This is a genomic window from Neolewinella persica DSM 23188 (assembly GCF_000373105.1).
Classification (GTDB): Bacteria; Bacteroidota; Bacteroidia; order Chitinophagales; family Saprospiraceae; genus Neolewinella; species Neolewinella persica.
Window position 1 is genome coordinate 1 of record NZ_KB890447.1, and the last position, 18,794, is coordinate 18,794.

Sequence of the window (18,794 nt, forward strand, 5' to 3'; positions counted from 1 at the left end):
GGCGTTATCTTGCAAAATCCTTCCCCGACGGGCACCTGCGCTTGCCCGTATTTCTTCTTCCAAGAGTAGAAGGTCGGCACCTTTAGTTCGTGGTCATCGCAGAAGTCGGCGACGGTCTGACCGCTAAGCGATTGCTCGAGGAGGAATTGACGGATGGCTGCGGGGGGGTGGCGCATAGCTTACTGCTTTGGTTCGGGGCAAAGCTCTGGTGCGGATTGGGGGTGGGCAAGATGGGGTTGCTCGGACGGTTACGTCTGATCGGGAGGCTGACTTGCCAGCCGGCGGGTCTCCCCATGGGATCATCTACCGCAATTATCAGCCACCGGAAACCGGTGGTAGGAATACTGCCCCCGAAGCTGGCTGAAATGAGCCGGAAGCCTTACCTTGGGGTAATCACCGGGCTCGCTAGCTGGAAACGACTTTTGCCTTTCTTATTAGTTGGTTGGGAGGTTCTTAGGACGGGCTTCTTTTAACTGGAACTTTAGGGTGTTTTGGTGGGGTGGGGTTGCTTTGAGTTTTGGGTACAAGAAAAATAAAAAAATGAAAACCTACTTGCTCACGATTGCAATGCTTGTGCTCACTGTAACTTCTTCCTGTAAGCAGGAAAAAGATGGTGAATGGATACGTATTTTTAACGGTAATGACTTAACAGGATGGTCACCAAAGTTTACGGGTCAGGCGTATGGGGATAATTACCTGAATACCTTCCAGGCAAAAGAAGGGAAGTTAATTGTTAGTTATGATGACTACGATAATTTTGACAACAAATTCGGGCATATTTTTTATCGGGAAAAGCTTTCGCGGTACAGATTGCGGTTAGAATATCGCTTTGTTGGAGCGTTGGTTCCCGGCGCGCCATCCTGGGGCTTTAAAAACAGTGGCATCAAATATCATACCCCGCATCCTGCTGAACTGCCCCTTGACCAAACTTTGCTGGTTGCCGTTGAAGCCCAGATACTAGGGGGTGATGGTAAAACAGAGCGATTTACGGGAAATGTATGCACCGCTGGCACTCATATTGAAATGAATGATGGTTTGATTACACAACATTGTACGAATTCAGGCTGCCCTGCTATTAGCGATACCAGTTGGGTAAAGATGGAAATTGAAGTACACGGTAGCGATAAAATAATTCACAAGATCAACGGCAAGGTAGTTATGGAGTACGCCAAACCCCAATATGATGACACGGATGAATTTGCTCGGGAACTCATGGAAAAGGGGCACCCACGGATTATCAGTGAGGGCTATATTGCACTTCAGGGAGAAGGTCATCCGGTAGAATTCAAAAACATTGAGCTATTGAAACTGGAGGAGTAATTATTTAGATACTCATCTTTACATTAGCCTGAATCTCCGCGATTTTACACCTCGGATGAACTTTACGACCCTACAGCCAGACCATAGCATTGAATTGCTCGTCCGTCATTACTTCGCGGAAGGCTTCTTTTTGGGATAGGTTCGCCATTGATGCTTTGATTTCCACGCTATGAAGATTCGCTCCCCGAAAATTTGCGCCGTCTAAATTTTTTTCCCTAAAATTCGCGTCCGTTAAATTCTCTCCCATGAGGGACGCTTCAAGAACAGCTAGCATAGTTTCTAAAACTGCTATTCTCGCCGACAAAGTCGGCTCTTTTTGCCACTTCTGTAGCGCGTCCGGCAATGCTGTCCCGTTCCACTCCAGAACCCCATCCCCCCTATAGAAAATGGATGGCTGTTAGGTGGTTCCAAGGACTCAGCATCCTTCTTTCGATACCGGTTAAGAAATGACCTTACGCGTTCCGTAAGTTCAGGATGGTGGTCCACTGAAGCATCTGGCTTTAAGAATTTCTGAAGACTTTGCGCTGAAATGTATAAGCTCTGACCTATACGCTGACCTTGTAACCTATTACTTTTGATGTAGCCCCTTATTACATGAGGCTTCACTTTTAGCTTCTGCGCAATCTCAGCTAAGTTGTAGAAGGTCTCTCCTAAGATATTTTTCATTCTTTTAATTTATCCTCATCAGTTGAACTTATAATGGGTCCATAAAGGATCGTAAATTACACTTAACTATGTTACTATTTAACTAAGCAAACGTATGCATAACAGCTTGCCGGCCCTAGCAAAATGCTGGTGGAGACGCTGTTCTACACACCAATCGAAGTCAGCAACCGCATCTGTGCGAAGCCAGGGCACGCCGCGAACGCTCATTCGTTTGCCTCAATACTAGAAAAGTAAAACAAGCGCAGTTTAAATCAACAAGATGAACAAAATATTAAAAGTAGTACTGACGATAGTCCTCCTGGTACTCAGCCAACAATTCGTAAAAGCACAGGTGGGGCCTACCCACTTTTTGCAACAAGTGGGTGTTATGGACAGCCTTTATTCTGACATCCTAAGCGAGTCAAGAAAGCTTTACGTACAAATGCCGTCCGGTTTTGATCCTTCAGGAAATCAAAAATATCCGGTAGCCTTCATTTTAGATGGGGAGATTTTCCTTCCCACCGTAAATGACGTACAAAATTACTACGGTGGGGGTTTTGCGCCAGAGATGGTCCTGGTGGGCATTGCTAATAACACAAACAGAACGAGAGACCTGACTACTTCTGTGATCAGGGAGAAATACGGCATGCCGTTTAACGAAGAAAACGGGCAGGCTGAAAATTTCAGAAAATTCATATCGGAAGAGCTTATTCCATTTATCGAGGAGAAGTATCCGGTTACTGGTTACCGGACCTTAATCGGTCATTCGTACGGCGGTCTGTTTGCGATTTCCACCCTGGTGCATCAGCCTGATCTCTTCGCAAATTACCTGGCCATTGATCCCAGCCTGGATTGGGATGGCCAAAAACTGCTGCACGAGGCCGCAGCAATTATGGCAAGTCAGCCCTACGCGGGTAAAGCATTGTTTATGTCGTTGAGTGGTCAGTTACACCTGCAGAACTCGGCAATCACCATTGACAACGTAATGCAGGACACCACGGATTACACGCTCTTCCCGAGGTCAAACGTGGCCTTTGCCAACCTGCTGAGGGAGCATGCTGATAACGGACTGTCTTTCGGATGGAAGTTTTACCCGCGCGACCTTCACGGCACCATCCCTTTCCCTTCCATCATGGATGGCCTGATCTCCCTGTTTGAGTGGTACCAGATGGAAAATACCGATAAGGTCAACTCATTTGACACCCCTGCAAGTGAGTTGAAGACCATCATCAGATACCGGGAAAAGAAGCTAAAACAACATTTCGGATACGCTGAGCCGCCCTATCCGGAAGAGATCCTGAACATGTTGGGCCATATGAATACGGAGATGGAGCAATTGGAAAAAGCAAAAATGTATTTCGAATTAGCCATGGAATATTACCCCGAAAGTGCAAACGCTTATGATGCCATGGCTGATTATTATGAAGCGCAAAATGACCTCCCTAATGCGATAAGATTTGTCCGGAAAGCTGCTGAATTAAGCGATGATGAGTATTACCAAAGCAGGATTGAAGAATTGAAGAATAGATAATAATCCTCACGAAGTGGTTTGGAAAATTACGTGGCGCTGAGCGCCAGCAAACGCTACTGATCTCAGATCAACTGCCTTCCAAACCATCGCGGTTTGGGTATAGCGTACACGGGAGTATGGCATAAACTATGTCATTGATAGCCCTGCTTTTTCAACTCCCCTTGCACCTGCGACCGCGCCCCAAACACATTCGGATTACAAGTCCTCCACCTTAGAAACCACCTACAATTCCCCCAACAAAACCTCAACCGCCTTCTCCAGCTGACTATCCCGGTTCAAAGCTTTTTCATCCGGCGCGTTGGCCACGATGATGTCCGGAACCGCCGGGCCACCTTCCATATTTTCGCCGGTTGCCTTAACGTACCAGGCCCGGAAGGGCATCCGTACGCTGGAACCATCCAGTAATCTTTGACTACCGGTACTGATGACCGCTCCGAAGGTGGGTTGGCCAACCAGGGTGCCGTGGCCAAGGTGCTTGTAGGCGTGGCTGAAGATCTCGGCGTTCGAGTAGCTGGCTTCGTTGCAAAGTGCCACACTGGGTTTGGTCAGCGCCGCTTGCGGCAGGCGCTCGCCGTAGGGATAATTGTTGGCGAATTCCGGATTTTGCTTCAGGCTTTTCGCCGCACCGCGGGGGACCGTATAGGAATGCTGACGAACGTTGAGGACCGTCATCAGCATATCCGTTGTCCAGCCACCGCCGTTGTAGCGCACGTCGATTACCACCCCTTCTTTGCCGAGTCCGGCGGCGGTAAGTTCCCGCTCGAAGCGCTCAAAACTGGTCCAGTTCATGCCCTGGATGTGGATGTACCCCAGACGGCCATTGCTGTAGCGCTCGGTGAGTGCCTTGCGCTGATCTACCCAGGCTTCGTAATTTTCGCTGCGCAGCGAAGCTGCGGGACGAATAACCACGTCCGTTTCGTTACCGTTGCGCAGTACCGTAAGTTGGGTACGCTCGTCGGCCTTACCGTTCAGGAAAGCAAAAAGGTTATCGTTCTGAGTAAGTCGCTCGCCGTTTACGGCAACGATCCGATCGCCGATCTGGAGCGAACTTTCCTGGCGGTCCGCCGGGCTGTCGTTGAGGATGTAGCTGATCCGTCCGTCCTCGTCGAGCTCAATGCCCAGGTAGCCGGTGCGTTGGGACTGCAGTTCTTCGTCGACCGTTCCGCCGCGGAAGCCCATGTGGCTGGCGTTCAGTTGCCCGAGCATTTCGTTATACATCTCCGAGAAGTCCTGGCGCGTAGAGGCGTTGATCATTAGTGGGCGATACTTTTCTTTCAACTTCGTCCAGTCCTGGCCGTGGAATTCGGGGTCGTAAAAACCGGCTTCCAGGGCCGCCCAGCCATCTTCCAGCAGGTGGGTACGCTCGGCTACGTTGTCCAGATTCATTTTAGCGTTCACGCTCTGACTTTCCGGTTTCCCTTTATCAAGCGTTGTACTGGCCACCTTACCGTTTAGCAGCATGTACATTTTCTTGCCTTTTTTGTCCAGTTGCAGGTTGTTGACCCGTACGTTACTCAGCAGGGCACTCATTTCTTTGCCGTCCCATTTCACTTTCATAAGGTCGCTTTCTCCCTCACTTCCGGCCCGGCTACCGTTGTTGGTGGTGAAGTAAAGGTAGTCGCCGTCGGGGCCGAAAATCGGCGCTCCTTCGTTACCCGGCAGGCTGGAAACTTGTACCAGCCTTTCGTGGATGTCTTCGAAGTCGATCCGGACAGTTACTTTCTTGTCTTTCTTCTTTTCTTCCGCTTCGTTTTCCCACTCGTCGGCTTCTTCCCAGTCCCGACGGGTCTTCTCGTAATCCTTTTCCTGCAGCCAGACGAACCAGATATCGCTGTCGCCATTATTACGGATACTTCTAAAAGCCAGCTTGGAACCATCGCGGCTCCAGGTAGGCGAGCTATCGGTACGGGGGTGCATGCTGACGTTGACCGGTGAGCGGCTATTGTCGGCGGCGTGGATGTAGATTTCTTCGTTAAAGTCCAGGTCGCTCAGGCCGTAAGCCAGCCACTGCCCGTCTGGACTCCAGCTCAGACCGCTGGGGTAGTCCCAGCCGTCCAGCAGTACCTTCTCGTTGCTGATGTCGCCAACCGAGTCGATGTGGTAAGTCGCCAGTTTTCCACGACCGAATACGATGGCGATTTTCTCATGATTCGGCGACAGTAAAATTTCGCTAATGGGATCCTCCTTTTTCAGAATCATCCGCTTATCGTGGCGAAAAGCCAGGTAAGGGTTACTGTTTTCTGATTTTTCAGATTGACAAAGTAGTAAAGCGGTATGTGGGGCAGCCGGGCTGGCTTTGCCACTTCCGTTCGTAGCCATTACCCGGTCTGAGGTAAATAATACGACCGAGTCGTTAAGCCAGGCAGCGTTGTTGTCCTTGTACGGGTGGTCGCTGAGGTTCTTCGCCCGGCTTTTGTCCTTATCGTTGGGCTTGACAAATACTTCCCCACGACTCACAAAGGCCAGGTATTTTTCGTCGGGTGAAAGCGCGTATTCGTTCAGTCCACCGGTGATGGCTTTTTCTTCAGAGGGGTAAAACTTAAAATCGCTCCCTACCTGAATAGTAATGGGGGTAAAACGCTTACCGCCGTCGGTGCTTAACTCAATACGGTCACCGCGCTCAATGACGATACGGCTCGCATCGCGGTTGAGAGAATAGCTGCGAATACCCCAGTCTTTGAATTTGGTGATTTGCTGGCGGTCTTCGCCGGTGGGCGAGGTCCGGTAAAGGTTGTAACGGCCGTCGCGGGCGCTAAGAAAATAGAGCTGGTCGTTACCTACAAGGGTAGGAGCGTGGTCCTGGCCTTCGTCTTTGGTGATTTGGCGAAAAGCGCCGGAGCGCTGATCGAATACCCATACATCACGGTTAGCCGGCCCGCGGTAAACTTCCCGGCTGATACGACAACCACCCCGGGTAAAGGCCAGGTAATGCTCCGAACCAGCGGAAGGCGCGCCGCCCAAACTGGTGGAGTGGCGTACCGGCGTGCCTCCGGCCAGGCTAACCCGATAAATCTCCGGGATGCGCTCTACTTGTTGAAACATCCGGCGGGTGGTAAACAGCAAAGTATTGTTGTTCAACCAGGTTGGCTCGTTGTCCGAGGCGCTATGGTGCGTCAACCGGTTGGGAGAACCGCCATTGAGGTCGGTGACAAAAATATCGTTATTGCCGTAGCGGTTACCGACGAAGGCAATTTGCTTGCCGTCCGGGCTCCAGGTAGGATTGGATTCGTAGCTCTCGTGGATGGTGAGCCGCCGCGCCGTACCTCCCGAAGCGGCCACCGTCCAGATGTCACCCTGATAACTAAAGGCGATGTTGCTGCCGTCCGGGCTAATGGCCGGAGCGCGGAGCAGCGGACTTTGACTAAAAAGAAAAAGCGGGAACAAAGCGGTGATGAACAACAATAATCTGGTCATAATCAAGAAGAAAAGATTGGTTAGGAGAATATTGACGCGGAAGATCGCATATTTTTCGAACTTTTCAGTACCGGAGCGTTTCTGGTGCGTACCACAAATTGCACTAATTGAAGCTTTCCGGCCCGGACGCCCGCGGGTCCCTAGCCCTTCCACTGCTTACAGGGTACGGGACGACACGGGGTCCTCGTCTCGTTCAGGACCCCGTAGCGTCGGCCAAACCGGGAAGCGAAGCGGAGGGGTTTGGTTGACCTGCGGGCGTCCGAACTCATCCACTAGCAGATGGTGCATCTCGTTATACGATGGCGCGTTTGTTCCCAAGTCTGACTTAAAAAGATAGGCTGGTAATTGGCAACCCGAAATGTTCATTTAACGATAAGGAGAATCAGGAGGCGCGGCCGCAGGTGCAAAGAGGGTTTTTGAAGAGCAGTGGATGGGTGGTGTACTGAACTGACAGGCCCGCAGGCTGAGCGGCTATAAATAATTAGCGCTCCTGACTGGGGTTGACACTTTCAGGGATCTTGGTTATTGGGTAACAACGTAACTACAGCAACAATGCAACTCGGCTCGTCAGGCGAATGTATTCGCTATACTGTTGCTAGGGTATTCCCGGACAAAAGCGTATATTTAGATTGCCAGATAGTTGGCGTAAATGTAATGCGGGGTGCTACGTAAAGCGTAATGTCTTGTTAATTGTATTGGAGTGAAAATCTTAGCTGCACGGCAACTCCGCTAGGAGGTAACTATCAAGTCAGCGTTGATGCAGCTTACCTTCACTAAAGGGAAAACCATTAAAAAATGAAAGCGATTTTAAAATTATGGGTAATGGTTTTCATCGTTATTTTGGGATGTGAAAACGCTGAGCCTGCGTTATTTCATTTTTCAAATACAGATGAATCATTGCTAATAGAAACTAAAAAGGAAAGGGGTAGTGGCATATTATCCTTAGGGATTTCCTCTCTTAATTTTAAAGACATCGGTTCGGAATTTCCATATCCTATCAAAATACCAGTGAATATTAAGGACGTTAAACGCGCGCAAATATCAACTGATATTAGAGCCGAATCTAAGTACTACATTGATGTTGTGACGGGAGAAATAGATGAAAAACAAATATTCATTGTTGACGAAAACAACAATAATAACTTAATGGATGATTCTGTGCGTATAGTAAAACCTATTGATTGGAGCACTGAAGACGACTTGATTGAATGCCTGTACTCAGTGTCAAAGCAACAAGAAGTTGTTGAAGATAAAACTTGGCTTAGAATAGGTCGCTCATTTGATGGTGCTTTCAGGGGTGGAAAAAGTGAACATCTTATTGCAGAATTTTGGATTGGGAAAGATCAATATCAAGTAGGGATAGCCAGTCCCTATATAGTAGATTACACATATGATTTTGCGCCTGAGATTGCTATTTTTTCACACAATGAATCAGAAAAAGATACCTTATTCACAAGGGATATTATAAAGAAGGGGGAATTCTTGAAATTGAAAAATGGTTACTACAAATTTGATTCGATTTCATATTATGGAGAATTAATAACACTTGTCAAAGAGCATAATTTTGATGAAATTGTTGGTGCGCAAGTTGGAATGATAGCTCCTGAATTCACTTGTGTATCTACATCAAATGATACAATGTATAGTCAAGTGCTGCATGATAAAATACTAGTCGTAGCTAACTCTTGCGCTTGTGGAGGTGATGTTGAATCCACGGAAGCTTATTTTGAAATTTCAAATGAATTTAACGATAAGATTCATATTTTGAGATTAGACTCAAAAATTGATACAACATTGGCAGGATATCATATTGACATGGATGATGAATTCAATAAAGGAGTTTACGATAAGTATAGAAATGCGTATTGTTCTAGATCTTGTGTTGTAATAGGTGAAAACGGTCGCATTATTGACAAATTTCCTGTGGTTGATTGGCGTCAATATCTTCCAAAGTTAGTTAACTGAAGGAAAATAAAATGCCCCTAATAAAGTCCAGAACCTATACGGAGCCTAAGCGGCGCTATAGCTATTTGCTCCGAATGTTAGGCACAACCACCTAAATATAAAATACCCGTAAATTTCTGGAGAGACATCACTCTCCCCATTGAGTCGGCGTGGAGAGACGGACCCTAAAGTGACAGCAGCGCAAAGGACAACCGGCGAAGACCTCCATTGCCAATTAACGTTCATTGCACCTGCGGCCGCGCCAGAAAAGCGTTCAGCATTCAGTCCTGAACCCTGAATGCTGATTACTGAACACTATCTAGAACCGCCTCCGCCTCCATCTCCACCAAATACTCCTCCCCAATCAAATCCGCCCGAATCAGCGTATTAGCGGGTTGAATAGCCCCGAAGCGCGCACCGTGCACCCTCGAAATGGCCTCCCAATCCTCCATCCGCTGCACGTATACGCGGGTCCGTACCACGTCCGCCAGGCTGCCGCCCAGCGACTGGATGGCGCCGGCTATTTTGTCAATCACGAAATGCGCCTGCGCCGCCGGATCGTTGCCGCCAATGCAGCGATTGCCGTGGGTGGCCGTGGTGCCCGACACCAGGATGCGGTCTCCAACACGAACGGCCCGGCTGAAACCAGCCAGGTCTTCCCAAATCGTTCCGCTGAGGGCTTTGCTTCGGTTTTTGCCCGTCGAAGTTACCGGGAAAGGGCTGGGGAATTCCTCCAGATGATGACTCAGGTCGCCAGAAGCCGTAAGGAACGGTGGCTGGCGGTATTCATCGCCGCAATTCCCCGGAATGGGGTCCAAATGCTGTAGCGCGGTGCGTATGATTTGTTGATCGGCAGCGGACAGCTCAAAGGAAAACAAACGCTGGTTGTCGGTGATGCGATTGCTCTGGCCCAATCGCGCACCGATGATGATACCGCCCACCGCTTCCTGCTCCAGCATATACCGGCAAGCTAAATTGGCGATGGAAACGCCTTTGTCCTTAGCCAGCACATCAAGCGTTTGCAGAAGCCCCTGAAACTGTTCCCAGCCACCTGCCTGATCGATGAAGCGCTTGTACTTCATCTGCGACCAGGTGTCCATCTGATCAGCCGGCCGATCCGGTTGCCCCAGCCACCGCTCGCTGAGCATCCCGCCGGCAAGGGTACCGAAGGCGAGGATCTTCACCCCATGCCGGCGGCAGACCTCGGTCATGGCGCTACTGGCACGTTGATCGATCAGGGAGTAGCAAATCTGGTTGGAGACGACCTTGATCCCGCTTTCCAGCACCATGTTCAGGTGCGCGGCGTCAAAATTGGTGACGCCCAGGTGGCGGATCAGCCCTTCCTCCTGGAGCTCCTGTAGCCAGAACATATCGTCCAGCCAACGGGCGTCCGCGTAATTCCAGGCGTGGTACTGGAGCAGGTCGAGTCGGTCCATTTGCATCCGGTCGAGGGCGCGCTGTACGGCTGTCCGGACCTCCTCGCGACTGCTCTTGCCCAGCTCCGGCACCCACTTGGTGAGTAACTGGACGCGGTTTCCGGCACCGTTTTTGCGGAAGCGACCGGTAATGATTTCCGAGGACCCGTAGTGGTCGGCCATGTCGAAGGTGGTTAGGCCGGCGTCAAGGTAGGGCTGCATGGCCGCGGCGGTGGCGTCCAGATCGAGCTGCTGGCCGTCGCGCTCCATGTCGGCGATCTGCCAGAGGCCGGTCAGGACTTTGCTGATGTGTAGGTCTTTGGCTAGCGAGGTGGTTGGGATTTTTATCATGATGTTTGGGGGTGTAACCGTTTGGTTCGCAAGTTATGAATGGCTGGCGTTTTTAAGGGCGAGCTTGGTTCCCCGGCACTTGTGCCGGTTAGTAGGAAGGTGTCGGCACAAGTGCCGGGGAACAAAGCCCACCGAGTAGTCGTGCAGCGAGACGCGACGAGCGAAGACTTGGCTACGCGAGCTTGTGATTGCCATGTTGAAAGCTACTCATCCGGCAAAAGCCGAAACCGCTCCTCCAGATCCACCCCACTACGTTTCAGCTGCCGCATTTTCCAAAAGAAAATCAACGAAGCCACGCCCAGCACCAACAGCCACACCCAGGTAGAATGAAAGTACCAGGCCGAGACGTCAGCCTTCAGGTCTTTGGCAGTATGGACAACCAGAAACAGGAGGAGTAAGCCTGCCCCGCTAACCGCCAACACCAGCTGCAAGGTTCGGTTTTTAAAGACCGCGACCTGCTTAGCCAGTGGCGGGTTGTAGTAGGGTAGGGCGATGACCGTAACGCACATCAGCAGGAAGTTGACCAGCATGGCGGTGACCATGATATCGATGCCCAGGAAAAAATCGCCGGCCAGATGACTGCCCAGGATGCCGACACTGGCCATTACACCACTCAATAAAACTGCGATGTAGGGCGTCTTGTACTTCACGTGAATCTGGCCGACCGTCTTCGGGAAAATACCGTCTTCGGCCCAGGCGAACATCAGTCGGGAGACCGACAACAGCATGGCGGGCAAGTCATTAATCAGGGCAATGGCAGCCCCGAGGATAATGATCACCGACCAGCCCGGTGATAAAACGTAACTCAACAGGCCCGGCGCAGAAATGTCTTTCTGCAGGGCCTCTTGCGCCACAAAGGACCAGGGCACCACATTATAAACGGCGGCAGTGAATACGAAATAATACGTGCCTACTCCCAGAACCGCAATGGCGATCGCCAGCGGCAGGTTGCGTTGCGGGCGTTTGGCTTCTCCGCCCGCCTGGGCGATCGAGTCGAAGCCGATAAAACTGGAAAACAACAGGGCTGCAGCCGTTAGCAAGGTGCTGAAGCTGAACTCGCTGACGGCTTCCGGAACTTGCCGGCCCTCGCGTTCCAGCAGTTGCTCGGCGAAGGTCTCTACAGGGAAGTAAAAGCCCGCAAAAATGACGATCACCCCCATGCCGAACATCATCACCATCAGCGGAATCAGCGTTCGTTCGTAGAAACGCAGGCCGATGACGTTGATGCCCACAAACAGCCACAGCAAGACCAGCGACAAGGTCACCCGGACAGTACCGATCTCCAGCCACTCCGCCGTAGCCGCCCAATCGAGGGCCACGGCTACGTCCCGAACAAAGGGGATGATGACGTAGGAAATCACCCCAATGGCGATTGACAGACCAAACCACTGCGAGAAGCTCGCCACAAACCCGAGGTAGGGATGGAGGCCCCGGCTGGCGTACACGTAGCTCCCGCCCGCCCTCGGCATCGCCGAGGCCAGGATGGCGTAGGCCGCTGCCGCCAATAGCGCGGGAATGGCGGCCAGTACGAAAGCCGGCAGCACGTACGGCCCGATGCCCGGCACGCTGCGCTGAATCATGAAGGGGACGATGTACACCGAAGCTCCGAGCATGGAGCAAATGCCGGTAGCGGCCAGGCCCAGTAGGCCCAACTGACGGCTGAGGGTGCGGGTCTGTCCCTTTGAAGCAGGTTCATTCATTATGAAGTGGGTGGCTGGTGGAGGGGGTGAATATACGGGATCGGCTTACAGTTGTTTCGTCGTTGTATGATCTTGCGGATATTCAGGCTGTCAAAAATCATGTGCCTAACGAAATACACAACCGGTTAGTAATAGTCACTTAGTGGATGAGTTCGGACGCCCGCAGGTCAACCAACCCCTCCTCCGCTCCACTTCAGGGTTTGGCCGACGCTGCGGGGTCCTGGGACTCGCTCAGGACCCCGTGGCGTCCCGTGCACTGAAGCTGCGTAGCAGTGAGCGGGCTAAGGGCCCCGCGGGCGTCCGGGCCGAAAAGCTTCAATTTGTGCAATTTATTATGCAAACTCAAAAATATCGTAATAACGCACTGAGGGATAATTGATTAACTTCGAATCAACAACCGTTTTTACAAATCCGTTCTTAACCTGATCATCCATAATGAAATCGATTCAACTCAGCCTCCTCTCTCTACTCCTCTGCCAGCTTTTCATTTTTAACGTAAGCTATGCGCAAGGAACGGCCAATAAAGTAGATCAACTGGTCAACGAAGCCATCGAAAAATTCAATGTTGCAGGAATAGCTGTGGCCATTGTTAAGGATGGAGAAGTGATCCACAACAAAGGCTATGGCGTGACCTCTTCAAAAACCAAGGAGAAAGTAAATGAAAATACCCGATTTGCGATCGCGTCTAACAGTAAAGCGTTTACCTCCGCGGCCCTGGCCATTTTGATAGACGAAGGGAAATTGAACTGGACAGATAAAGTAGTTGATCACGTCCCCGAGTTCAAAATGTATGACGACTACGTAACCGCCAATTTTACTATCCTCGACCTGCTTACGCATCGAAGTGGACTAGGATTAGGCGCTGGCGATTTGATGTTTTTTCCAGACGGTAGTGATTTTACGATTGACGATCTTTTAAGCAGCTTTCAATACCAGAAAAAGGTGTCTGATTTCAGAACTAAGTTCGACTATGATAACCTGCTCTACGTCGTAGCTGGTGAAGTTGTCGCAAGAATAAGTGGAATGAGTTGGAGCAAGTTCGTCGAGTCCAACATCATGAAACCCATTGGAATGGATGGATCCGCCGGAACTTACCAGAGATTAACCGACAAAAGGAATGTGGCGATGCCTCATTCGACGGTGGATGGTCAACTCCATCCATTAGAAACTTTTGATATGGGAATGGGCGCTGCAGCTGGCGGAATTTATGCCAGTGTCAATGATTTGACCAAATGGATGTTACTCCACTTGAACGAGGGACAGCATGGAGAAACTACCGTTTTCTCTAAAAGAAATTATCGGGAAATGTGGACACCTCACACCAATTTATGGTTCAATCCGAAAGCTGACCCGCCCTACAAAACACATTTTAGTGCCTACGGATTGGGTTGGTTTATTCGCGATCTAAATGGTTACGTTATTTATGACCATACTGGTGGCTTGCCGGGTATGCTTTCTAAAACGACCATCATACCCGAATTAAACTTAGGCATTATTGTCTTAACCAATACCGATCCAGGAGGAGGTCCTGCTTTTTCTGCGATTTCCAATGCCATTATTGATCAATACCTGGAGTTGGAAGATTTTGGATGGGTAGATAAATATGCAGCGCGATTAAAAGCTAATCTTGAAAGTGGCGACGAGGTAGTCGATAAAGTTTGGGAAACGGTCAGGTCCGCAAATGACGACCACCTCAAAGCAGATGACTTCACCGGGATATACGAGGATAAATGGTTTGGGAAAGTAGAAGTGTTTTTAAAGGACAAGCAACTTTGGATAAAATGTCATCGCTCTCCCAAGCTTAACGGCCCCTTGTCTTTTTATAATGCCAATACCTTTGTGGTCAAATGGGCGTACCAGGATATGAATGCTGATGCCTTTGCGATGTTTACCCTGGATGAAAAAGGAAAGGCACAAAGCATTAAAATGAAAGGGATTTCTCCCAACATTGATTTTAGTTTTGATTTTCAGGATTTGAATTTGGAACGAGTCGTGAAGGAATAATGCTTAATTGAATCAGGTACCACCCGAGTCATCTCTCCTTGTTTCAAAGCAACAGGAATAATCCCCATCGAATTTAAATAACGGTCATTTCGGGTTGGGCTCCTTACGGTGCAAAGTCCCTTGCTCAAACCCATAACAAAGCTTCACCAGGGTAGGCTCCGAAAACATCCGCCCCAAAAACTGAATACCTGCGGGCAAATCCCCGGTGGTATACCCCATCGGCACGCTGAAACCGGGCTGCCCCGTATGCGGACAAATAATCTGGCTATTATCCCCCAGGTACTGCACTTCGAAGGAGTCGATCAGCGCGGGCGGGTGGTTCCAACTCGGGTAAACGATAGCGTCGAGCTCTAGCGAGTCCATGGTGCGTTCAATGGCGTCGCGGAAGGCGATGCGGCGGGCATCAGTGTAAGTATCACCGCAGGGCTCGGGCAAGTCGCCGTAGCGGCCCTCCTTAGTGAGGGAAAACGTGACGTTGCGGCGGGCGTAGTCGTTGTTGGAGCCGATGCGGACTATGTCTTCGAGGGTGGCGATGCTGTCGTTTTTGACGTAGGTGGCCAGGAAATCTTCCAGGTCGGCGCGGAAGGTTTCGCACCACTGGCTTTTGCGTAGTTCGGCGAAGTTGGGGACCACGACGGGATCGACCACCGTTGCGCCAAGACGCTCCATATCCGCCAGCGCCTGGTTGAAGAGGGCGGAGATTTCGGGGTGGACGTCGGCTTCGCTCAGCTCGCGGAGTACGCCAATGCGGGCACCCTTAAGTCCATCCAGGTCAAGGGATCCGGTGTAGTCAATGTTGGCATGGTCAGCGCCGCGTTGGGTGATCGGGTCGGCGGGGTCGTAGCCGGTCATGGCCTGCATCATGCGGGTGGCGTCCGCTACGGTGCGGCACATCGGCCCCACCACATCGTTGCGCAGGTACAGCGGTACGATGCCCTCGCGGCTGATCAGGCCGAGCGTGGTGCGGAAACCGACCAGAGCGTTGTGCGACGACGGGCCGCGGATGGAATTACCCGTATCCGTACCGAGGCCGATGGTGGCGAGGTTGCTGGCAATGGCGGCGGCGGTGCCGCCGCTTGATCCCGCCGGTACGTACGCCAGGTTGTAGGGGTTGCGCGTGGTACCGAAGGTGGAACTCTCGGTGTGCATCGCGCTGAAGGCCCACTCGGCCATGTTGGTTTTGGCGATGATGATGGCCCCGGCTTCGCGCAGTCTTTTAATGATGAAGGCGTCGTCCTCTGCCACGAAATCCTTCAGCGCCAGCGCGCCGGCGGTAGTGGGCAGGCCGGCGGTGTTGATGTTATCCTTCACCAGCAAAGGGATGCCGTGCAGTGGGCGGAGCTTGCCCGTAGCGACGAATTCTTCGTCGAGCCTGCGGGCGTCGGCCAACGCCTCGGGATTGCGGTAGGTGATGGCGTTGAGGGGGCCGTTGAGGCTGTCCATCCGGGCGAGGTACGCGGTTGCCAGGTCTTCGGCGGTGTATTCACCGGCTTCGTAGGCGGCGTGGATGGCGGCGATGGTTAACTCGGGGAGGAGGGGCATTTGTTTTTGGTCGGGGGCGGGGTTTCCGCAGGCGTAGAGCAAGGTCAGGAAGAAAGCTGCAAGGAAGTACTTCATAGGGCCCCAAATTAGGCATTGTAGGGGACTGTGCCCTGCTCTTTTACCCTTCACTGCATCCTGCGTTCGCGCCGGAAAATGACCAGGCAGTTTTGGCGGGGTCGCAGGATGCAGTGGGTGCATTGCAAAAAGCAGGGAATAAACCTGCGGCCAGGGAACTTTCTGAGGTGCAGGCCTTGTAGCCTGCATTGTTTTCGTTCGGGCTACAAGTCCTTAATCTCTGGCATAAAAAACGCCCGCTACCGAACCGGCAGCGAGCGCATCTAAAAGGGATATTCGTAAATGGGATTATAAAAGTTGATCGCAATAAATTTTAAAGCGTGAAGGTGACACCAGCGCCAAAATTCACGCCCTTGAAGCCAGTCTGCGCAGCAACAACGGGTACGTTATAAGGCTGGGTCAGGCTCTGCTCAAAGCGGCCTTCAATGAAGGCACTGAAGCCTTGGGCAAGGTTAGCCTTAACCCCCAGGCCGCCGATGGCGGCCGCGTGGAAACGCTCGTAGTTGATGGCGTCCAGATCAATATCGGTCGTCATCAGGTTGAATTCGATGATGGCCGTGGCGGTGGTGCGGATATTGCCACTGGTGGCGTAACCAAGGCTGCCACCAGCAAAGGCGTAGGGCTTGATCATGCCTTCCGTTGGCAAAGTTGCCTGGAAGAGCAGCGGTACGTCGACGTAGGTGAAGCGGGTTTTAGCCTGAGCACCTATGGGGAGGTTGATGCCAAATACACGCTGATCGCCCGTAACGGCAAGGGTCGTACCCCGGCGGTTCAGTTCTAATCCGGGGCGAAAGCTGATGATTTCACCGAAGGAAATATCCGCAAAAACGCCAAAGGAAAGGGCAGAAGAATTGTCAAACTGATCGGCAATCGCATCCAGTTCCTTGTCGGTACGAATATTAGAGCTGCCATAACCGCCACGGAAACCGATGGAAGTCTGAGCAATTGCAAAGGTGCTGATAAGTGCCACGATTAGGGCGGTGAGAAGGGTACGCATGGTGTGCTAAATTTTGTTTATTCGGGAGCTATAACGCTCAAATCTATGGATGTTGCGGTATGGAATCGTTAAGACTGGTTAAGGGTTGTTAAGGCTTTTTTGCAAGTGTTTGGTCTACGAAAGGAGAAAGGCAGGTTGTGTATCTAAATGCTTGAGCGGACAGAATTTCTGGCGGTAGCAAAGCAGGTAACTGGAATAAAAAATATTTTCGATCAGCGCATCTTTTTTGAGGAAATCCGCAGCTTTTGCGGGCCCGGCTTCTTGAAAAACCTTTCCCCGTACCTGCGAGAGCGTGAGTTACTGAGTTGGTGCGTCACTAAGTGGTTACCGCAAGTGCCGTTCGCGGCGCTGCGCTTGCTCACCCAGGGCGAACAAGCGTAGCGAAGTGAGTGGTCGCTGCGGCAGCCACACTCCCTAACTCACACCTTCTGTAACTCACTAAGTGGTCGCTGCGGCAGCCACTCAGCAACTCACTCATTCTATAACTCGCTGACTCACTTCCTAAACCGCCCCCCATTTCCTATCTTGCTTCCCAATCCTCGATCTGCATGCCAAAATTACTTTTTGCACTTCTGCTGCTGTCCGGCTGCCTAACCGCTCAGTCACTTGACACCATTACGCTGCCCGGGACGGACATTGCATTCACCCTTGCCCAACTCCCCGGCGGCACTTTTGCCATGGGAGAGGAAGGGAAGGCCGTCACGGTAGCCCCCTTCGCCATCGGCACCCACGAGGTTACCTTCGATGCCTATCGGCTGTTTGCCCGGCGAGACAACGACAACTCAACAGCGGCCACGCCTGATTATGACGTCGACGCCGTCAGCCGGCCCAGCCCGCCTTACCTGGATTTTACCTACGGTATGGGAACCCGTGGCGGCTTCCCCCAAGTCAACATCACCCAGCAGGCAGCCCTGCGCTACTGCGAATGGCTCTATCAGAAAACCGGCCGGTTTTACCGCCTGCCCACCGAAGCGGAATGGGAATACGCCTGCCTGGCCACCCTCGAGGACCCCACCCCTGAAGACATTGCAGACTACGCCTGGCTGTTCGAGAACAGTGAAGAAGTATTCCACAAAACCGGCCTGAAAAAACCCAACGCCTGGGGACTCTACGATATGCTCGGCAACGTTAGCGAATGGACGTTGGACCATTACGTAGCCGACTACACCGACCAAATCGGCGACGCACCAACCGACCCCTGGATCGAACCCACCCGCAAGCACTCCCGGACCGTTCGCGGCGGATCCTTCGATACGGACCAGGCCGATGCCGGCTGTCGCGTCCGGGAAAAGTCGCAAGCCAAATGGCAGGCGCGTGACCCTCAGATACCAAAATCTAAGTGGTGGAACGTAGACAGCTCCTTTCTGGGCTTCCGCATCGTCTCTCCACAAGAGCAACCCACCAAAGCACAAATCACCGAATTTTTCACCAAAGCAATCATCGATTAATGAACCAGTGATCCCGGAGGGATCAAATCGTTTTAACCCCGGCCGGAGCAGGTCGACGAAGTCGGCCGCGTAGTCCGGGGCTCATCCCCAGGCGAAGCCCGGGCCCCATCCCAGGCGTAGTCTAGGGAGTGTACCCTCAGGCGTAGTCCAGGGCTCATCCCCCCGGCGTAGTCTAGGGAGTCTACCCCCAGGCGTAGTCCAGGGCTCATCCCCCCNAGGGAGTGTACCCTCAGGCGTAGTCCAGGGCTCATCCCCCCGGCGTAGTCTAGGGAGTCTACCCCCAGGCGTAGTCCAGGGCTCATCCCCCCTGCGTAGTCTAGGGAGTGTACCCCCAGGCGTAGTCCAGGGCTCATCCCCCGGCGTAGTCCAGGGAGTGTACCCTCAGGCGTAGTCCAGGGCTCATCCCCC

At 51.9% G+C, this 18,794-nt stretch carries 13 protein-coding genes and 1 pseudogene; 6 read left to right on the plus strand and 8 right to left on the minus strand.

The features are described from left to right. Positions 1–176, minus strand: a 176-nt coding sequence (gene tnpA / locus B036_RS34600) for an IS66 family insertion sequence element accessory protein TnpA (protein ID WP_157472231.1), incomplete at its 3' end; no start/stop codon positions are given. A 364-nt stretch (positions 177–540) separates the two neighbouring features. On the opposite strand from tnpA, the gene B036_RS0119085 reads away from it, so the two are divergent. Further along, positions 541–1,320, plus strand: coding sequence for a 3-keto-disaccharide hydrolase (locus B036_RS0119085; RefSeq protein WP_044103206.1), 780 nt, complete (start codon positions 541–543; stop codon positions 1,318–1,320). 172 nt (positions 1,321–1,492) lie between these two features. Here the strand turns inward: B036_RS0119085 and B036_RS34605 are convergent. Together B036_RS34605 and B036_RS34610 are read right to left on the minus strand one after the other, a co-directional pair. After that, positions 1,493–1,594, minus strand: a pseudogene (locus tag B036_RS34605) (pentapeptide repeat-containing protein); the annotation flags it as partial. A 14-nt stretch (positions 1,595–1,608) separates the two neighbouring features. Further along, the gene (locus B036_RS34610; RefSeq protein WP_026232132.1) at positions 1,609–1,986 is read right to left on the minus strand and encodes a helix-turn-helix domain-containing protein; all 378 of its coding nucleotides are present in this window, start codon (positions 1,984–1,986) and stop codon (positions 1,609–1,611) included. Positions 1,987–2,245: 259 nt separating this feature from the next. Here B036_RS34610 and B036_RS0119100 point away from each other — a divergent pair, with 259 nt between their 5' ends. Continuing rightward, positions 2,246–3,496 carry an alpha/beta hydrolase-fold protein gene (locus tag B036_RS0119100; RefSeq protein ID WP_020570334.1) on the plus strand — a complete coding sequence of 417 codons (1,251 nt, stop codon included), beginning with the start codon at positions 2,246–2,248 and terminating at the stop codon, positions 3,494–3,496. A gap of 222 nt (positions 3,497–3,718) precedes the next feature. Here the strand turns inward: B036_RS0119100 and B036_RS0119105 are convergent, their stop codons facing one another. Further along, a complete protein-coding gene (locus B036_RS0119105; protein ID WP_052333980.1) occupies positions 3,719–6,910 on the minus strand; it encodes a S41 family peptidase in 3,192 nt (1,063 codons plus the stop codon). Between the two features lie 795 nt (positions 6,911–7,705). On the opposite strand from B036_RS0119105, the gene B036_RS0119110 reads away from it, so the two are divergent. Then, on the plus strand, positions 7,706–8,875 hold the full coding sequence (locus tag B036_RS0119110) for a hypothetical protein (protein WP_020570336.1): 1,170 nt from the start codon (positions 7,706–7,708) through the stop codon (positions 8,873–8,875). A 284-nt stretch (positions 8,876–9,159) separates the two neighbouring features. Here the strand turns inward: B036_RS0119110 and B036_RS0119115 are convergent, their stop codons facing one another. Next, positions 9,160–10,620 (minus strand): aldo/keto reductase, encoded by a 1,461-nt coding sequence (locus B036_RS0119115; protein ID WP_020570337.1) that lies wholly within the window; start codon positions 10,618–10,620, stop codon positions 9,160–9,162. Positions 10,621–10,823: 203 nt separating this feature from the next. Continuing rightward, positions 10,824–12,320, minus strand: a complete 1,497-nt coding sequence (locus B036_RS0119120; RefSeq protein ID WP_020570338.1) for an APC family permease — start codon at positions 12,318–12,320, stop codon at positions 10,824–10,826. Between the two features lie 435 nt (positions 12,321–12,755). Here B036_RS0119120 and B036_RS0119125 point away from each other — a divergent pair, with 435 nt between their 5' ends. Then, positions 12,756–14,324 (plus strand): serine hydrolase, encoded by a 1,569-nt coding sequence (locus tag B036_RS0119125; RefSeq protein WP_020570339.1) that lies wholly within the window; start codon positions 12,756–12,758, stop codon positions 14,322–14,324. An 84-nt stretch (positions 14,325–14,408) separates the two neighbouring features. Here B036_RS0119125 and B036_RS0119130 read toward each other — a convergent pair whose 3' ends face one another. Then, positions 14,409–15,941 (minus strand): amidase, encoded by a 1,533-nt coding sequence (locus B036_RS0119130; protein ID WP_020570340.1) that lies wholly within the window; start codon positions 15,939–15,941, stop codon positions 14,409–14,411. Between the two features lie 313 nt (positions 15,942–16,254). Next, positions 16,255–16,938 (minus strand): porin family protein, encoded by a 684-nt coding sequence (locus B036_RS0119135; RefSeq protein WP_020570341.1) that lies wholly within the window; start codon positions 16,936–16,938, stop codon positions 16,255–16,257. Between the two features lie 147 nt (positions 16,939–17,085). Between B036_RS0119135 and B036_RS34180 the strand changes: the two genes are divergently transcribed. Next, positions 17,086–17,319, plus strand: coding sequence for a hypothetical protein (locus B036_RS34180; protein WP_020570342.1), 234 nt, complete (start codon positions 17,086–17,088; stop codon positions 17,317–17,319). 167 nt (positions 17,320–17,486) lie between these two features. Then, a complete protein-coding gene (locus B036_RS0119145) occupies positions 17,487–18,386 on the plus strand; it encodes a formylglycine-generating enzyme family protein (RefSeq protein ID WP_020570343.1) in 900 nt (299 codons plus the stop codon). Positions 18,387–18,794: the final 408 nt, after the last annotated feature.

What these genes read in the sequence shown, in the direction of transcription:
- B036_RS0119085 (WP_044103206.1), top strand. Translation starts at nt 541, where the DNA reads ATGAAAACCTACTTGCTCACGATTGCAATGCTTGTGCTCACTGTAACT.
- B036_RS34610 (WP_026232132.1), bottom strand. Translation starts at nt 1,986, where the DNA reads ATGAAAAATATCTTAGGAGAGACCTTCTACAACTTAGCTGAGATTGCG.
- B036_RS0119100 (WP_020570334.1), top strand. Translation starts at nt 2,246, where the DNA reads ATGAACAAAATATTAAAAGTAGTACTGACGATAGTCCTCCTGGTACTC.
- B036_RS0119105 (WP_052333980.1), bottom strand. Translation starts at nt 6,910, where the DNA reads ATGACCAGATTATTGTTGTTCATCACCGCTTTGTTCCCGCTTTTTCTT.
- B036_RS0119110 (WP_020570336.1), top strand. Translation starts at nt 7,706, where the DNA reads ATGAAAGCGATTTTAAAATTATGGGTAATGGTTTTCATCGTTATTTTG.
- B036_RS0119115 (WP_020570337.1), bottom strand. Translation starts at nt 10,620, where the DNA reads ATGATAAAAATCCCAACCACCTCGCTAGCCAAAGACCTACACATCAGC.
- B036_RS0119120 (WP_020570338.1), bottom strand. Translation starts at nt 12,320, where the DNA reads ATGAATGAACCTGCTTCAAAGGGACAGACCCGCACCCTCAGCCGTCAG.
- B036_RS0119125 (WP_020570339.1), top strand. Translation starts at nt 12,756, where the DNA reads ATGAAATCGATTCAACTCAGCCTCCTCTCTCTACTCCTCTGCCAGCTT.
- B036_RS0119130 (WP_020570340.1), bottom strand. Translation starts at nt 15,941, where the DNA reads ATGAAGTACTTCCTTGCAGCTTTCTTCCTGACCTTGCTCTACGCCTGC.
- B036_RS0119135 (WP_020570341.1), bottom strand. Translation starts at nt 16,938, where the DNA reads ATGCGTACCCTTCTCACCGCCCTAATCGTGGCACTTATCAGCACCTTT.
- B036_RS34180 (WP_020570342.1), top strand. Translation starts at nt 17,086, where the DNA reads ATGCTTGAGCGGACAGAATTTCTGGCGGTAGCAAAGCAGGTAACTGGA.
- B036_RS0119145 (WP_020570343.1), top strand. Translation starts at nt 17,487, where the DNA reads ATGCCAAAATTACTTTTTGCACTTCTGCTGCTGTCCGGCTGCCTAACC.